Origin of the sequence: Ruminococcus flavefaciens 007c, from assembly GCF_000571935.1 — a bacterium.
In the GTDB taxonomy this organism is placed as follows: Bacteria; Bacillota; Clostridia; order Oscillospirales; family Ruminococcaceae; genus Ruminococcus; species Ruminococcus flavefaciens_F.
Genome location: NZ_ATAX01000022.1, coordinates 75,070 through 89,550, shown reverse-complemented (window position 1 = coordinate 89,550; position 14,481 = coordinate 75,070). Strand labels below are relative to the sequence as shown.

At 40.8% G+C, this 14,481-nt stretch carries 19 protein-coding genes and 1 pseudogene; 9 read left to right on the top strand and 11 right to left on the bottom strand.

Going from position 1 to position 14,481, the window contains the following annotated elements:
- Positions 1–5 precede the first annotated feature (5 nt).
- From RF007C_RS06780 to RF007C_RS06745, 8 genes are read left to right on the top strand one after another with little or no spacing between them, the layout of a single operon-like run.
- Positions 6–788: a ParA family protein gene (locus tag RF007C_RS06780; RefSeq protein WP_037298510.1), complete on the top strand. Its 783-nt coding sequence runs from the start codon at positions 6–8 to the stop codon at positions 786–788.
- The gene (locus RF007C_RS06775; protein ID WP_037298508.1) at positions 782–1,015 is read left to right on the top strand and encodes a hypothetical protein; all 234 of its coding nucleotides are present in this window, start codon (positions 782–784) and stop codon (positions 1,013–1,015) included. Before RF007C_RS06780 ends, RF007C_RS06775 begins: the two co-directional genes overlap by 7 nt.
- On the top strand, positions 1,012–1,356 hold the full coding sequence (locus RF007C_RS06770) for a hypothetical protein (protein ID WP_037298506.1): 345 nt from the start codon (positions 1,012–1,014) through the stop codon (positions 1,354–1,356). Before RF007C_RS06775 ends, RF007C_RS06770 begins: the two co-directional genes overlap by 4 nt.
- Positions 1,353–2,291 carry a ParB N-terminal domain-containing protein gene (locus RF007C_RS06765; protein WP_082316716.1) on the top strand — a complete coding sequence of 313 codons (939 nt, stop codon included), beginning with the start codon at positions 1,353–1,355 and terminating at the stop codon, positions 2,289–2,291. The genes RF007C_RS06770 and RF007C_RS06765 overlap by 4 nt, the downstream gene beginning before the upstream one ends.
- A 22-nt stretch (positions 2,292–2,313) precedes the next feature.
- The gene (locus RF007C_RS06760) at positions 2,314–3,018 is read left to right on the top strand and encodes a hypothetical protein (protein WP_037298503.1); all 705 of its coding nucleotides are present in this window, start codon (positions 2,314–2,316) and stop codon (positions 3,016–3,018) included.
- A gap of 4 nt (positions 3,019–3,022) precedes the next feature.
- A complete protein-coding gene (locus RF007C_RS06755; RefSeq protein ID WP_051456579.1) occupies positions 3,023–3,433 on the top strand; it encodes a hypothetical protein in 411 nt (136 codons plus the stop codon).
- Positions 3,433–3,615 (top strand): hypothetical protein, encoded by a 183-nt coding sequence (locus tag RF007C_RS06750; RefSeq protein ID WP_037298500.1) that lies wholly within the window; start codon positions 3,433–3,435, stop codon positions 3,613–3,615. Before RF007C_RS06755 ends, RF007C_RS06750 begins: the two co-directional genes overlap by 1 nt.
- Entirely contained in the window at positions 3,605–3,823 is a 219-nt protein-coding gene (locus RF007C_RS06745; protein WP_037298497.1) for a hypothetical protein, read from the top strand. The genes RF007C_RS06750 and RF007C_RS06745 overlap by 11 nt, the downstream gene beginning before the upstream one ends.
- A gap of 38 nt (positions 3,824–3,861) precedes the next feature.
- On the opposite strand, the gene RF007C_RS16445 is transcribed toward RF007C_RS06745, so the two are convergent.
- From RF007C_RS16445 to RF007C_RS18035, 8 genes and pseudogenes are all read right to left on the bottom strand, one after another.
- Positions 3,862–4,446, bottom strand: coding sequence for a hypothetical protein (locus tag RF007C_RS16445; RefSeq protein ID WP_082316715.1), 585 nt, complete (start codon positions 4,444–4,446; stop codon positions 3,862–3,864).
- Positions 4,447–4,721: 275 nt separating this feature from the next.
- Positions 4,722–5,159, bottom strand: a pseudogene (locus RF007C_RS18295) (radical SAM protein); the annotation flags it as partial.
- Positions 5,152–6,492 (bottom strand): helix-turn-helix domain-containing protein, encoded by a 1,341-nt coding sequence (locus RF007C_RS06735; protein ID WP_037298495.1) that lies wholly within the window; start codon positions 6,490–6,492, stop codon positions 5,152–5,154. The gene RF007C_RS06735 and the pseudogene RF007C_RS18295, both read right to left, overlap by 8 nt.
- A gap of 62 nt (positions 6,493–6,554) precedes the next feature.
- Entirely contained in the window at positions 6,555–6,701 is a 147-nt protein-coding gene (locus RF007C_RS17735) for a hypothetical protein (protein ID WP_193385751.1), read from the bottom strand.
- 311 nt (positions 6,702–7,012) lie between these two features.
- Positions 7,013–7,699, bottom strand: coding sequence for an SOS response-associated peptidase (locus RF007C_RS06730; RefSeq protein WP_037298491.1), 687 nt, complete (start codon positions 7,697–7,699; stop codon positions 7,013–7,015).
- 21 nt (positions 7,700–7,720) lie between these two features.
- Positions 7,721–8,317, bottom strand: a complete 597-nt coding sequence (locus RF007C_RS06725) for a DUF1349 domain-containing protein (protein WP_037298490.1) — start codon at positions 8,315–8,317, stop codon at positions 7,721–7,723.
- A 17-nt stretch (positions 8,318–8,334) separates the two neighbouring features.
- A complete protein-coding gene (locus RF007C_RS18040) occupies positions 8,335–8,976 on the bottom strand; it encodes a DNA/RNA non-specific endonuclease (protein ID WP_051456576.1) in 642 nt (213 codons plus the stop codon).
- A 29-nt stretch (positions 8,977–9,005) separates the two neighbouring features.
- Positions 9,006–9,446: a hypothetical protein gene (locus tag RF007C_RS18035; RefSeq protein ID WP_051456575.1), complete on the bottom strand. Its 441-nt coding sequence runs from the start codon at positions 9,444–9,446 to the stop codon at positions 9,006–9,008.
- A gap of 163 nt (positions 9,447–9,609) precedes the next feature.
- Here RF007C_RS18035 and RF007C_RS06715 point away from each other — a divergent pair, with 163 nt between their 5' ends.
- Entirely contained in the window at positions 9,610–9,921 is a 312-nt protein-coding gene (locus tag RF007C_RS06715; RefSeq protein ID WP_037298487.1) for a helix-turn-helix domain-containing protein, read from the top strand.
- A gap of 125 nt (positions 9,922–10,046) precedes the next feature.
- On the opposite strand, the gene RF007C_RS16430 is transcribed toward RF007C_RS06715, so the two are convergent.
- The 3 genes from RF007C_RS16430 to RF007C_RS06700 all read right to left on the bottom strand — a co-directional run bounded on the left by RF007C_RS16430 (position 10,047) and on the right by RF007C_RS06700 (position 14,479).
- Positions 10,047–13,004: a competence protein CoiA family protein gene (locus RF007C_RS16430; protein ID WP_051456574.1), complete on the bottom strand. Its 2,958-nt coding sequence runs from the start codon at positions 13,002–13,004 to the stop codon at positions 10,047–10,049.
- Positions 13,005–13,022: 18 nt separating this feature from the next.
- Positions 13,023–13,883 (bottom strand): helix-turn-helix domain-containing protein, encoded by an 861-nt coding sequence (locus RF007C_RS16425; RefSeq protein ID WP_028514503.1) that lies wholly within the window; start codon positions 13,881–13,883, stop codon positions 13,023–13,025.
- A gap of 254 nt (positions 13,884–14,137) precedes the next feature.
- The gene (locus RF007C_RS06700) at positions 14,138–14,479 is read right to left on the bottom strand and encodes a hypothetical protein (RefSeq protein WP_028514504.1); all 342 of its coding nucleotides are present in this window, start codon (positions 14,477–14,479) and stop codon (positions 14,138–14,140) included.
- Positions 14,480–14,481: the final 2 nt, after the last annotated feature.

Sequence of the window (14,481 nt, the reverse complement as noted above, 5' to 3'; positions counted from 1 at the left end):
AAGAAATGGGAACTACTATCATCGCAATCAGTAATCAGAAAGGCGGTGTCGGCAAATCGACCACAGCCTATAATCTCGGAGCCTGCCTTGCTCTGAAACATGATAAGAAAGTGCTTCTGGTGGACTTCGATCCGCAGGCTAATCTCTCCGAGTACCTGAAATACGAACAGGACGGAAGCCCGACTATGACACAGCTCATTATGTCGCTCTATACAGGCAACCCCTTGAATGCCGAGACAGTACAGAAAGCCATTCACCACAATGAAACAGCAGGAGTTGACTACATTCCGTCCGATATAAACCTTGCAAATGCGGAAACTCTTATGGTTACGATGATCTCAAAGGAGTACATTCTCCGCAAGGTACTCAGTGAAGATGTTATCAGCGGTTATGACTTTGTGCTTATTGACTGCCTGCCGTCACTCGGAACGCTCCTTATCAACGCTCTCACTGCCGCCGACAGGGTGCTTATCCCAGTACAGACACAGAAATTCAGTATGGACGGTCTGCAATCCCTTGAAGCTCTCACACAGCTTGTCAGGGTCAACACCAATCCTAAGCTGAACCTTGTAGGAGTGCTGCCGACTATGGTTGACCGCACAAAGGTAAGCAGAACGGCTATGGATACTCTCAATGAAAAGTACAGTGCTATGCTTTTCACTACAAGCATCAGCAAATCCGTTGAAGCTGCCAAAAGCTCCGAGAACGGCACACCGCTTTGTCTCACAGGTCACAGGATAGGTAAAGAATATGATGAATTAGCTCTGGAGGTGCTTTCAAGATGTTAAAGATGTCAGAACTTGCAATGAACCCGAACCGTGGAGTAACAACCAAGTGTCACGGTATGGAAAGAGTATGGGACGATCGTGAAGAAGCAATGGTTTATTTCCTCGAAGCCAAAATGTGCTGCGATACTGAGGAGGAACATGACCGCTATGCAGGCATCCTCATTCAGATTCAGAACGGACTGGACTACTGCACCGATGAAGATGACGGGGAGGATAACGTGACATGAAGCCCTATGATACTGATAAAACTCCGTGGCTGTTCACTCCCCACAATGACGGTGAGCTTGACGAGTATTTCAGCTCCGATCATACCAAATCAGTAGCCGAAACGTCACGCAGGATCATCGGGAGCCTTTCCGAGAGCCGTGACAGGCTCTCAGGAAAGCTCTGCTACGGATTCAACTACAATCAGCGGAGATACAAGCTCACGCTCTTACAATTTGCGGATATTATTGTCCGTGCCGATGTTACGATAAAGAAGCTCCGAAAGCATATTATGGAGCTTGATATTGATAACCGTGAACTGAGGAAACAGCTTGCGGATATGGAAAGGAAGAAGAAAAGATGAATACACCGCAGTTTGACCTGAGTGCTATGCTTACACAGCAGACCGCCGTACAACAGATACCCTGCGAAATGCTCCACCCGTACCACAATCACAAGTTTGAGCTTTACACGGGCGAACGCCTTGAAGATATGGTAGCGAGTATCAAGGAAAACGGCGTACTTTCACCGATTATCGTACAGCCCGACGGTGACGGATATGAAATCCTTATCGGTCACAACCGCTGGAATGCTTCAAAGCTCGCAGGACTTCCTTCCGTGCCTGCTATCATCAAGGCAGGATTAACCGAGGACGAAGCCGAAATGTACGTTATCGAGAGTAATGTTATGCAGAGAGGCTTTGAAAATCTCAGAATATCAGAACAGGCTGCCGCTGTTGCTCTCCGTCATAACGAAATGTTCTCTCAGGGCAAGAGAAATGACATTCTCAGGGAGCTTGAACTCCTTGAAAATCCTAATGCAGAAGTCGAGGAATCAACTTTGACTCCAGTGGGGTCAAAGTTAGACAGCGGAAAAACAGTCGGTGCGGAATATGGTGTAAGCAAGGGTTCAGTTATCCGTCTTATCCGCATAAACAAGCTGATTGACAGGCTGAAAGCCCTTGTGGACAGCGGAGATATTGCTATCAGGACAGGCGTGGAGCTTTCTTTCCTGTCGGAAGATACGCAGGCTATTGTTGCCGAGTGTGCTGAGGAAGATAAGATCGAATTTAAAATCGCCAAGATGCTCCGTGCATCTGCCGAAAGCGACGGATATATCGACCGTGATACTGTTCACAGCATTATCTATGGTGATGATAGTGAGCAGACACCGAAGCCAAAGAGCGTGAAGATCAGCAATTATACCTATACCAAGTATTTCGCAGAGGGTACTAAGCCCAAAGAAATCACGGAAACCATTGAAAAGGCGTTAGAATTCTATTTTAAGAACAATAGCTGAAATATAAAGGAGAGTCATCATCATGAAAAAGATTATTACAGCGTTATTCTGCACCGTACTTGCACTCAGCTCAGGCTTTACCGCTTATGGTGCCGAAGCACCTGACCGTGAAAGCCTTGAAACTGCCATTTGGGAAGATCTCTGGAACGGCAAGGGCGATAACGGACTTGAATATCCCGAAGCATCGTACAAGCATCATCTGCTTGACAAATGGCTTGACGATAACTACGGCACAGGAGCTTATGACTGGACCGATGTAGGAGAGGTCACACACGGATACCGCAGATATTACCGTGACCTGATCGACGGCTGGGACTTTGAGGACGATAACGACGGAGGCTGGACTATTAAAACTGAGGACAACCTTTACAGCTTCACGCTCCTGAACGGCAACTGGCAGATGATAGACAAGAACGGTAATACCGTAGACAGCTTTCCTCCGTTCAGTACGCTGAAAGACGAACCCGAAGAAAGTACAGGCGGTTATCAGATCAACGATAACGGTGCGGACAGTCCGAGAGTGATCGGAGAGGTCGCAGGAGGAACGGGAACGGCTTCTGAGGGCGCTTCTTCCGCAGAGGGTAACGATACTCCCGACAGTACGTCAGGCGGTTCTGAGGGCAATCCTGCGCAGTCTGAGACAAATCCTCTGCCTGTTGTTGCAGGAGTGGCAGCTCTCGCAGGAGTCGGAGGTGCAGCGTACTACTTCACACGGAAACGGAAGTGATCACATGATCTTCAAGAGCAAACAGGAATGGGACGGCTTACCCTTGTGGGCTGTTGACACTGACACACAGACGGTCACGCATATCAACCCAAAGACGGGCAAAAAGGAGCGTTATGTGTTCCACACCGACCACATCAGATATTATCTGCATCACATTGAAGATAAGCGGCCCGAACTCTTGCAGGAGATCGTGGACAAGGGTGAAATTTACAAGCACCTTGACGAGCTTGATACCAAAGTCACGGACGCTGTAAACCGTCAGACCGAGCTTCTGATGCAGTCGAGCCGTGAATATCAGATAGCCAACGAAATGGGAGCTATCAATATCTCAGGCTCTATCGGCAATCTGCTCCGTATGCAGGCACAGCGAGCCGTCAACGAAGCAATGATTTACTTATGGAAGGACGAGGAATAATGTTTTGTGCGAACTGTTATAAGGAAATACCCGCAGGCAAGAGCTATTACAAGCATCAGGACACCAATCAGAGCTACTGCTCTCTGGACTGCCTGAATGACCACATGATCTACACGCACGTTCTCACCATTGAAACAAGCGAGGGTGAGGAAAGCACCGAGGAACAGGATAATGACGAGTGAGGATTTCATCGAGGACTTGCGGAGAAACGGCATAAAGCTCATAAAAAATGACGGCTCTCATACCGAGATACCGCCGGATTTCCTGAAACGGGCAACAGAGCTTTGCAACGAACTACGGTGCAGCTCAATCACCTATGATATTGTTGATCCGCAGGATAGCGAGCATACAAAACTAAGCGTGCTGGATTGCGGGTATGTGGAACTTTAAAAAGGCACTTCAAGCGAAGTGCCTTAAGATCATTATTGTTAAGGTTCTATATTATTTTCTTTTCCCCATCCATATTTGCTTCGAGTTTTAAACTCGTTAATACAGTCATCTTTTGCAATTCTATTTCCATCTTCATCATCCATACCAGAAGTAAGAACATACGAATTATATAGTCCACTCTTAGTGTCAATTTTTATAAGAACACGCCACCAAACTGTAAGATTGTTTTTAGTTTCTGCACCTACGATGTAATTGTAATATTCATCTTTTTCAAGTATGTTTAAATTATAAACAGGTGTTTCATATTTGGTTAGTCTCGATTTTATTGCCTCGGTAGCTAAATTTTTAACAGCTTCTTCTTCAGATAAACCCAATTCTTTTTCAAAGTAATTACTTGTTTCTTTTTTATCGGTGCTTGATGAATGAGAGGTGCTTGATGAAGAATACATTCCATTCTCCTCGTCAATATCATCACCAAATATTGCAAATACTATACAGATGAGAATGAAGAAAGCAAACATACCACCCAAAACCATAAGTATGATTCCTATAACGGAAACTTTCTTTTTAGGAACAGCAGTAGATGTTGCATTCTCTGACTGATTATTATTTATTTCTGTCAAGTTTGCACCACATGAAGAACAAAAGACAGCCCCATCTTGATTTTCTTTACCACATTTATTACAGAATCGTAGCCTCCGGTACGAACATTGAGTCTTTGCTTGGCTTTATCAAGGAAACAGTGGAACTGATCTAAAGATATACCGCCTGCACCGATCATTCTTGAGAATGTTATCCTGCTGCCGAACGGTTCAAAGAAAGCAATTGTATCTTCTGCCTTTTTGAGCACATCTCTGCCAATGGTACAGTTCATTGAAGGATAGTAGCCGTTTACCGAATGATACAGTTCAATAGCCTTCATGACCTCCGAATGTGTATTGCACCTTAACTGGTTGTGTATCTCTGGTATTCCGTCTATTGAGAAGCCGACATTGACCTTGTTTTCCTTGAAGAAATCGAGCATTTTCTCGGTTATGAGCGTTCCATTTGTTATAGTATAGGCAGCGATTCTGTTGGCGGAAAGGTAATCGCTGATGTATTTAATGTATTCGTGTAGTGCTTCATAGTCAAGTAAAGGCTCACCATTGCCCACAAAACCGAGCTTGAACACTTCAATATCATACTTGTTAATGTGCTGCATGATATTGTCAAGTATCGAAAATACATTCATTTCTTTCCCTGCAAGGTATACTGCCTTTTCAGCAGTATGAAAGTGGCAGTAAGAGCAGTTCAGATTACAGCGATTATTGATACTGATACAGGCGCGATCAATCATTCTGTTCCAATTCCTTTCTCAGCTCATCTCCTAAAATCCACCAGTCTTTTGCTGTTCGATTCTGTCTGTCACGAATCAGAGTATCCACCTTGTCTAATGACAAAAGATAGCGATAGATTGATTCAACATAATCGACTTTTTTGCCTTCTTTTATCCTGTTATATCTTTGCACAGCACATTTAATTAGAGCCGTGTACCCATTACTATCTTGCTGATTTAAGGATATGTCAGGAAGGCTACACAACTTTTCAACAAATTTTTTATTTGCGTGCCAACAAGCGATCATCAAAGGTGTATTTCCTTCATTGATGTTTTGCATTTTCAAATGACTTGGCGTGGTTTCATCGACAGAGCCTTTGTTATAATCTGCTCCCATCTCAAGCAAGAGATTAAACAGCTTGAAATTACCTTTTTGAACGCAATGTGCAAGCGGTGTCAAACAATATCTGCTGTTATCTGTTTTATCGAGATCAGCACCGTTTTCAATTAAAAATTTGAGCTTTTTATACTGCTTAGTGTCAGAAATGTAAAAACCATCTCTTTCGGAGCACTTATCTTCATCATTGCATCTGATACAACTAATAAGCAAAGTCATACCATCAGGCAAATACATATTTAAGTCGAGATCAGGCATCATTTTCTGAAATGCGTCGAAATGTTCGTACTCTTCGTCGAGGGCAAGAAATGATGCATAATTAGTATTATTAGAGCGTTTGGCTATATAATCCTTTAAGAGAATACTGTTATCATATGAAAGTGACATACCAATATCGTCATGGATAAGGTAGATTACTTTATTCAGCTTTCTATTTAGCTGCTCAGCCAGTTCTATAATTTTTGCATCATTTTTTTCCTGCTTGAAGTGGCTGCTTCTCTCAAATAACATTCGTTCACGAAAACGTGTGCGATATTCATCTATTGTCATCATTACCTGCCAAGCGATCTTTTTATTTCTGCCCTTATCTTTCTGATAGTCAAGCTCGTTCAATACTGTGTCCGGAATGATTACCTGATCAAAGTCTTCTAAGAGCATTGTAAGCAATCTTTTGTTTTTCAGAAGTGCCGATGTATCTGGAATAACAGCAGAAACACATTTCTCAAGTTCATTGATATCAATGTCAAAGACATCGGCAAATTCCTGAATTCTTTCTTGTGTAGGTGTCAGCTTACCCGTTTCATACTTGGCATACACTGAACGGTCGATATGTAGTTCCTTTGCTACATCACCTTGTGTCATACCTCGACTGAGACGTATTTCCTTCATCTTTTTGCTGATGATAACATTCTTACCATCTTTCAGAAACTCACTTCTAAAATCTTTATTGTCAGACATATGATTACCTCCTTGATAGTATAGGGCGAACACCTTATCTCCGGCATTCGCCCTATGCCGTCTTACTGTTTGTTCTCTATTTTCTTCTGACTTGCCAGTCCCAGCAAGATCACAATGAAATCATCTACCGGTCCTGGCACAAAATCAATTGGAGAAATTACATAGATGATAACCAAGACAATCAGCATACCCTTCATTACATCATTCATAATTACACCTCCTTTGCCATTATCGTATTTGCGCCGTTCGTGACGCTTTTTCCATTTCTTTTCCTGTTGCCTTTAGTATATCACAAAGTGAAATGTGCGTCAATACATATACTAAACAATGCACACTTTGAGCATTGATTTGCACAGCACAAATGCACATCGTAAGGCATCTATGCACAAGGTCTATGCACATTTTGCATCGTCTATGCACATTTCAAATTCAGATATCCTTCATTCAATAAAAATAGCAGGCTCATAAGAACCTGCTATTAAACCAATCACTATTATAAGGTGTCAATCAGCCGATATGTTTATATCTGCATAAACGCTGGCTTTGGCTCAGGATAGTCCGCTGCCTTTTCCATTATCATCTTCGTAAGAGCTATCTTAGCGATTTTATTAGGATCACCATTAGGACGTATCCATTCGCTCAGGCTTTCCTTGCCGAGAATAAGCGGCATTCGGTCATGGATACTGCTTACGGGAGCGACTGCTTCTCTTGTCAACACGGTGAACATCGGTACTTGAATACCTCTATGCTCCTCAAAGCGGTACAATCCGGCAAGGTATGTAATTTCAGCTCCTTCGGGCTGAATCGCATACTTTTCTTTTTTGATCTTGTTCTGTTCATTAGCGTTATGGAAACCGACTTCCGACGGCGGTATGCCCCATTCATAGTACCATGACGCAGGGATCACGCATCTCCGCCTGAACCAAGAGTCCTTCCATAAGGGCTTCTGGTCGGCAGTCTCGATACGGCAGTTGATAAGTGGTTTAGGAGTTGACTCATGTGTAAAGCCCCAAATCATAGGGAATACAGCCACGTTTCCTTGCTTGTTCGGTGCAAGTACGGCTGCCATATCAGTAGGACGGATATTACCCGACATTGCTTTCGACTTCGACATAGCGTTCATAATATTGTCGGCAAGCGGGAGTTGTTGTGCTTTATTGATATAACCCGACAGATACTTGTAATCTGCATAGAACCAAGTACACATGAAGTCACCTCCAATGTAAAATCAATCCGGCTGCTGTCCGTCATGTGCCTTCCAAGCACATTCGGATATCTTCATATCAGTAAACACAGCCTTAAAGCTCGAATCTTCCGGACTACAAGCGTAGATACCAAAGCGTATCATATCTTTGCCTTCCCACACATGACAAACACGCATCTGAGTGAAGTTCACACCGTCATGGGAACTCTCGATGCAGTAATCGTCCTCACGGCGGCTGAAACGATACCAAATGACCTTTACATCTGAAGGGATAGCTGTTGTAGCCCAATCGGAATAACCGTGATTGGTGACAACCGAGCCTAAATGCTGAAATTCTTCATTTTCGTATTCGACCGAGGCTTTCAGCCAGTTTTCTGAATCAAGATACATCACAATTCCGCACTGATCGAAGCGATGATGACTGTCAGTGAAATCGGTTTTGACTATAAAGGAGAAGTATTTTTCATCTGTCTCTATTTGCAGAACGGGAGCATTATCATTGCGGAAATGATAATATGTTCTCTGCCATAAGTCGGTGTGCGGTTCAGTCACTATCTCTATTCGCTCATCACTGATCTTGTATTTTTCAGGTTCTCTGGTCCATTTCATTTTATCTGTCATAGTTTATCATCTCCATATCAAGAAGGATTACACCGTTTACACGGAGAATAGCCTTGACTGATTACTTCATTTATATCTCCTGTAAACTCCTGTTTATTATGCTCCGCCATATCCTCAACCGAGGAACACCACGGATAATGTATCTTCTTCGTATTCTTGTTAAGTATGTATGTCTGCGACTGATTATCTTCCGAGTCAGGCATATCACGGTCAATAACAGGCGGTTCAGCAGGATCTTCGACAAAAGGATCGAGGATAATAACATCTGAGTTTTCATCAAGATGATTTTCACCTGTTGAATAATCAATCACCACACCTGGCTGAGCGTTATAACAGAAAACATTGAAACACAGTCCCTGTCCGTTATCTTCAACCGAATAAGCTTCCATCAGAACACCTGTTGCGACTAAGTTATTACCGTCAAATACAGGTGTTATTCTGTACATCACATGATTTCCGGTAGATTTTATATATCCGGCAGTTTTGTTCTCAAAAGGGAGCATACCCTGAATATTCATGTATCTGGTGCCTGTTATAAGATTGCTGAGATTGGCGTTTTCGCCTGTGAGCTGATAACCAATCAGATGGCAGCGGTTGAACAGATACTTGCCGTCAACAAAGTCATACTTGTCGAGATGCCAGCCGGACGGCTTTACCATTCCTATCCCTTCACGTTCTGTTGTCGGCATCATATCAAGGGATATGCAGCTATACACGCACCACAGCGGCCCAAACTATCAAGATTGGGATAGTATTCATAGGACTGTGTTGTAATCTCATCGTTAGTAAAGAACGGTTTATTGTTGTTGACCTCATAGTAAGGCGTATTGCTGAATGGAGGAATATTACTGAGAGAAAACGGAGTAGTTGGCTTTTCAGGTTCTACGGTAGTTGCTGCTGATGTTGTTGTCTCTGAAACCGCTGTTGATTCAGTTACAGATGTTGTGGAAACAGCAGAGGTGGTTGTTTCAGAACTTGTTCCTTTTTCCATTTCAGAAGTAACGATTTCTGTCTGAGCTGAGGAAGTAGATGTATCTGTATCAGAAGCATCGTTTCCGGTATTATAAGGAACACACGATGTTATTGTCATCACAAACAGTATAGCTGCGAGCAACAGTTTTTTCTTCATTTAATATCCTCCTTTCACAGTTATAGTGAGTAATAATCACTTTCGCTTCCTATAATAACGATATATCCGAATAAATAAGTAATTAGTTCGGCTCTTTTGAATTAAAATCTTCGTTAAAAAGTATTATAATGGTAATTGACAATCCAAAAGGGAGTGAAACGGAATGGAATACGGCAAGCGTCTGAAACAGCTCAGAGAAGCTAAAGAGTTCAGCATTTACAGACTTTCTAAGGACTCTGATATTTCACAAGGTCACATTAGCGACCTTGAAAACGGCAAGAATCAGCCGACTATCGAAACACTGAAAAAACTGCTCACTCCTATGGGAATCACGCTCTCTGAGTTCTTCAACGAGGACGGGGAGGTTACTGTTCTGAATGACCGAGAGAAAGAGATTGTGACCAGTTTCAGAACGATGAATGATGAAAACGCATCATTGTACTTGCTGTTAGGCAAGGCACTGAGTAAATCATAGCTATGACAAGAGGACTTTTGCAGATGCAGAAGCCCTCTTTTTTAACTTTGACTCCAGTGGGGTCAAAGTTGATTTACTCTGATAACGTCCACCTGTTTTGGGAGTCCCTTCAACGAATAAGTCTTTTAACTTCGCTTTCGGCTGCATTCACCGCAAGTGCCAAGATTGACAGTGTTTTCTCCACCATACGATGAAAACTCATAATCTTGCTTGATCGCTCCGCATTTGACACACTTAACCCATCTTGCGCCGAATCTGTCACGAATAATGCTTGTCTGCTGTGTAAATTTATCTGAAACGTCAGATAGACCTATTTCATATTTCTGTTGTTTTGACATAGTTGTTTTTTCTTCAGAAACAGGGTTTGGTTGATCATTTGTCTCTGAAATATATTCGCTGATGCTTCTTTTATATGGTTGAGCGGGAATGGACGTTGTTTCTGTAACGTTGTTAATCATACCTGACACAATAATTGGCTTTAGTGTATCAGAAAGAAGTGTATGTTTGTCTTTAAACACTACATTAACTTCGTTATCTTTGTTAGTATGTGCTTCAGGGACAATTTCGTTGATAAATGCGGTTCTATATTCGTTTACGCTAAGAAGATACAATTCGTTTTTGGCTCTTGTGATTGCAACGTAAAACAAACGACGTTCTTCCTCATAGTTATCAATCCGTTCCTGTTCTTTTGCGGTTTCTCTGTCTGAGTGAGGTAAACTACCGTCATAGGCATCAACTATATAGACAATATCGAATTCTAAACCCTTCGCAGAATGAATAGTGGAAAGAATGACCGGATTTTCTGCTGAACAGTGATAGTTCTCAATAAGTTTCGGCAATAGCTCCAAGTGTTCAAGAAAACCTGTAATTGTTTTTTCCTGTACAGCTAAAGAGTATAGGATATCGCATTTACCTATGTCGAGCTCTTTTTCTCTTGCATAGTCACGATACCAATAATTACAGATCATATCAATTGCATCTTGTGGAGCGGAAGCAGCAATCCTCTTCATTTTTTCCTTAAAATCCAATGCTTTTTGCTCTAATGACCGCCACTTTGACAGTTGATTAATCAGTTCATCGGAAATGGAAATGCCTTTTTGGAGCGATTTTGTACAGCTCCAATTTGCAGCTCGCTGGTTGAAACCATAGCCGCACTTATAGTAGATCTGCTTAAAAGCATCTGCGTCATTAGGATTGATAGCGAATCTTAGAAAATATACAATATCCTGAACAACTTTGCAGGTAAAAAAGTTTTCACCTGCATCTTTCAGGCGTTGAAATGGGATATTTTTTCGTAAAAAGAGATCCATAAGAGGAATGGCATTTGCATTGTTCCGGTAGAGTATTGCCATTTGACCATGATCTTGCATGGATGCTTCTGCAACAGTAGAATACTGCTCATGTTTCTTCATGACATTAATACGTTTTATCGGCTTACCGTCTCCTCGGCTTGATCTCATATATTTCTCAGAATGACGGTTAATATTATGACTAATAAAACTCTGAGCAGCTGAAACTATTTGCTTTGTTGAACGGTAATTTGTTTCAAGAAACAGAACATACGGATTAATATATATATCCGCAAAACTCAAAAGTGCCTGTGGATAAGCTGCACGGAAACGATAAATGCTTTGATCTTCATCACCAACCATAAAAACATTATTCCGCTTTGAAGCTAACAATCTGACTATTTCATGTTGAATTTTAGATGTATCCTGTGCTTCATCAACACAAATGTACTGGTATTTATCCTGAAATTCACAAAGAAGGTCAGGTTTTTTTTCAAGGAAAATCTTAGCGAAGCGTAGTTGATCGTCATAATCCATACGTTGATTTGATTTCAAAGCATCTTCATATTTGTTATAGAAATTCTCATAGATGGAGTCTTCGGGCAGATACTCCTCTCTTAATTCAGGAGTTGTCAGCATCATGTTTTTTATATAACTGATTTTGGTTTGTGCTTCGATAATATCAGCTTCGTGTGGAAATTTATCGCCAGTTATGCTTGTGTAGATTGATTTGATAATTGCACATTGTTCATTTTCATTAAGCAGTTTATAGCGATTTGGTCTATTATACTTTTGAACATATCTTGTGATGATCTGTTCGCATAAAGAGTTGATAGTGCGTATATTAAGACGATCGGCTATGTTTTTATCGAACTTTTGAGCAAAGCGCTGTTTAATATCATTTGTTGCGCTTTTAGTATAAGTTATAGCAAGAATATTCTCGGGAGCAATACCTTTACAATAAATCATATATCCCATTCTTGCAACCATAACAGTAGTTTTTCCACTACCTGGTACTGCAATCATAAGATTTGCTCCACTCACAGCCTGGACAGCTCGTTGTTGCTGAAGATTAAGAACAATATTATACTTTTCAGAAAAACGTTGATATTCCTCATCTATATTAGTGTCTATGTGCAGCGGTGGAAGACATCTTCCGTCAGTCAGACCGATATAAGATAAGAAGGCTTCTTTTGTAAATCTTTGTTTGATTTGAAAGAAGCCTTCATAGAATTCATGTATTTGCAATATACATTCATTATCATCAGATATTTGAAAGAAAAGGTCTATTGCTCCGGCACGAAGGTTGTATTTTCTGAAAGTAGATCTTGGTTTGCTCCAAGAAAAGATATTATTGTTCTTTTCCTTTAATTGTCCGCTTTCATAGTCTTCGCGCATATCATAAAGCCAGACAACTTTGTATCCAATATTATTATGATAGAAGACATTTCTGTCATTAAACTTTCCGGCGGATAAGGGACTATGCTGAAACTCAGCGACTGTTCTGTCCACAAGCACGTCTGCTCTGTGCCGAATATCGTCCCATTGAACAACTACTTCCTGGTTATCAGCCGGAAATCTATTCTGCCATTCATAGTGCCATTCAGACATATCATATTGACCATTCCAGCCATCATTGCATTCACACTTAGGATAGTGAGAAAAATGACGTGCTCTTTCAGTTCCGGCTTTTACAAACAGTCTCTCAAGACAAATTGGGCAGAAGAATGTATCGCCCTGAACAGCGTCATTGATAGATATTCTCTTTTGTTCTTTATCAAATGCAATATACATTCTTCCTGCCCTCCGTTATTATTTTGTTTTTTTACGATAATCCTGTACCATTTGCTTTGTAATAGGATAGGGTTCGCCCATTATCCATTTACAGTTATAATAGTTCCATATTTTAGTTAGTTCTTCTGGTGAATCAATACCTAAACGATACATCTGAACTTTACCAAAGCTCAGCTCATACCATTTACAGTCATAATGATGACACAGCTTTTTTAATTCATCTTCACTTTCGATACCCGCTTCTTCCATAAAATCGAGTTTTTCCGTCATGTAATCTTCAGAATACTGATTGTAATCAATCATCATATCGAAACAACGTTCTAAAAGATGAGCAAATGGAACTGATAGTCTCTCTGATAGTTCAGATATCAGGCAACAGGTTGAAGTATCGAACCCATATTCATCTGTTGCATGGATAAATGTCTCAAAGTAGTCCCAGTCGGTATTACTTAGATTATCAGATTCAAATCTATCGAGAATAGAATCGAGTCTGCTCTTATTGGCAAGATGATTCTCCAGTATTTTTCTGACATCGGGAACTGGCTTTTGGTTCTTGCGGATTTCTGTTGGTGTTTTGTTAAATTCTCTTTTTATAGCTCTTGTAAATGCTGTTTGCTCGGAATAACCGAATTCTGACGAGATATCGACTATTGACTTATCAGGGTTATTGATCAGTTCATCAGCAGCTAAATACAGTCTTCTTTTTCGGATATAATCCTTTAAAGTAAGATCACCTGAAGAAATCACCGCAAGAAATTTGTTGTAATCCTGATCACAATAATTTGTTTCTGCGTAAATTTTCCTTGTTATTTCCTTATGATCAAGGCGAATATTCTTATCAATGATAGATAAGGCGTTTTCAAGAATGTTATCTTTCATAGTACTGAGTACCTCCTTTATTTGATGTCTTTATTGTATCAAAAATTATCATATTAGTCTTGACATCTGAGTTGCAATAGATGTCAAGACCGGAGGATTGTCCTCAATAGTAAGATATTTTCTTCATAGGTGTTGAAAAAGAGCACCTATGTTATAAGTATCAATTTGAAAAAAGTCGGCATCAGAACCGACCTTTTTCTTTCATGATTAAATCGTTATATTATAAACTGCAACCATATTCATTTATTGTTTGTTCAGCAGATTTCTTTAAGTCGTGTAAGGACTATTTTGAACCAGTCGATGTAATCATCAAGATTATATATCATAATCCAGTGTGTTAGGGAGCGCCATTGTGAGAAAAGCATAGAACCAAGTATGGCAGGATTATTTATATTATTAATAACCCTTTCAAGTTCTTCAGTTTTCCATGTTGCATCTGTTGCGTCAGGAAAGGCATCACGGAAACTATTAAATAGATCCATCTTGAAAGACATTTTTTCACAGTCATCGCCAAAGTCATTTTCAAAATCAAATACTTTGTCGCTATCAAATAGAAAAAGCCATTTGTCACAGAATGAAATAATATCGTTATGCATTG

Bases quoted from the DNA above. Each gene is read 5' to 3' on its own strand.
- RF007C_RS06780 (WP_037298510.1), top strand. From the start codon at position 6: ATGGGAACTACTATCATCGCAATCAGTAATCAGAAAGGCGGTGTCGGC.
- RF007C_RS06775 (WP_037298508.1), top strand. From the start codon at position 782: ATGTTAAAGATGTCAGAACTTGCAATGAACCCGAACCGTGGAGTAACA.
- RF007C_RS06770 (WP_037298506.1), top strand. From the start codon at position 1,012: ATGAAGCCCTATGATACTGATAAAACTCCGTGGCTGTTCACTCCCCAC.
- RF007C_RS06765 (WP_082316716.1), top strand. From the start codon at position 1,353: ATGAATACACCGCAGTTTGACCTGAGTGCTATGCTTACACAGCAGACC.
- RF007C_RS06760 (WP_037298503.1), top strand. From the start codon at position 2,314: ATGAAAAAGATTATTACAGCGTTATTCTGCACCGTACTTGCACTCAGC.
- RF007C_RS06755 (WP_051456579.1), top strand. From the start codon at position 3,023: ATGATCTTCAAGAGCAAACAGGAATGGGACGGCTTACCCTTGTGGGCT.
- RF007C_RS06750 (WP_037298500.1), top strand. From the start codon at position 3,433: ATGTTTTGTGCGAACTGTTATAAGGAAATACCCGCAGGCAAGAGCTAT.
- RF007C_RS06745 (WP_037298497.1), top strand. From the start codon at position 3,605: ATGACGAGTGAGGATTTCATCGAGGACTTGCGGAGAAACGGCATAAAG.
- RF007C_RS06735 (WP_037298495.1), bottom strand. From the start codon at position 6,492: ATGTCTGACAATAAAGATTTTAGAAGTGAGTTTCTGAAAGATGGTAAG.
- RF007C_RS17735 (WP_193385751.1), bottom strand. From the start codon at position 6,701: ATGAATGATGTAATGAAGGGTATGCTGATTGTCTTGGTTATCATCTAT.
- RF007C_RS06730 (WP_037298491.1), bottom strand. From the start codon at position 7,699: ATGTGTACTTGGTTCTATGCAGATTACAAGTATCTGTCGGGTTATATC.
- RF007C_RS06725 (WP_037298490.1), bottom strand. From the start codon at position 8,317: ATGACAGATAAAATGAAATGGACCAGAGAACCTGAAAAATACAAGATC.
- RF007C_RS18040 (WP_051456576.1), bottom strand. From the start codon at position 8,976: ATGGTAAAGCCGTCCGGCTGGCATCTCGACAAGTATGACTTTGTTGAC.
- RF007C_RS18035 (WP_051456575.1), bottom strand. From the start codon at position 9,446: ATGAAGAAAAAACTGTTGCTCGCAGCTATACTGTTTGTGATGACAATA.
- RF007C_RS06715 (WP_037298487.1), top strand. From the start codon at position 9,610: ATGGAATACGGCAAGCGTCTGAAACAGCTCAGAGAAGCTAAAGAGTTC.
- RF007C_RS16430 (WP_051456574.1), bottom strand. From the start codon at position 13,004: ATGTATATTGCATTTGATAAAGAACAAAAGAGAATATCTATCAATGAC.
- RF007C_RS16425 (WP_028514503.1), bottom strand. From the start codon at position 13,883: ATGAAAGATAACATTCTTGAAAACGCCTTATCTATCATTGATAAGAAT.
- RF007C_RS06700 (WP_028514504.1), bottom strand. From the start codon at position 14,479: ATGCATAACGATATTATTTCATTCTGTGACAAATGGCTTTTTCTATTT.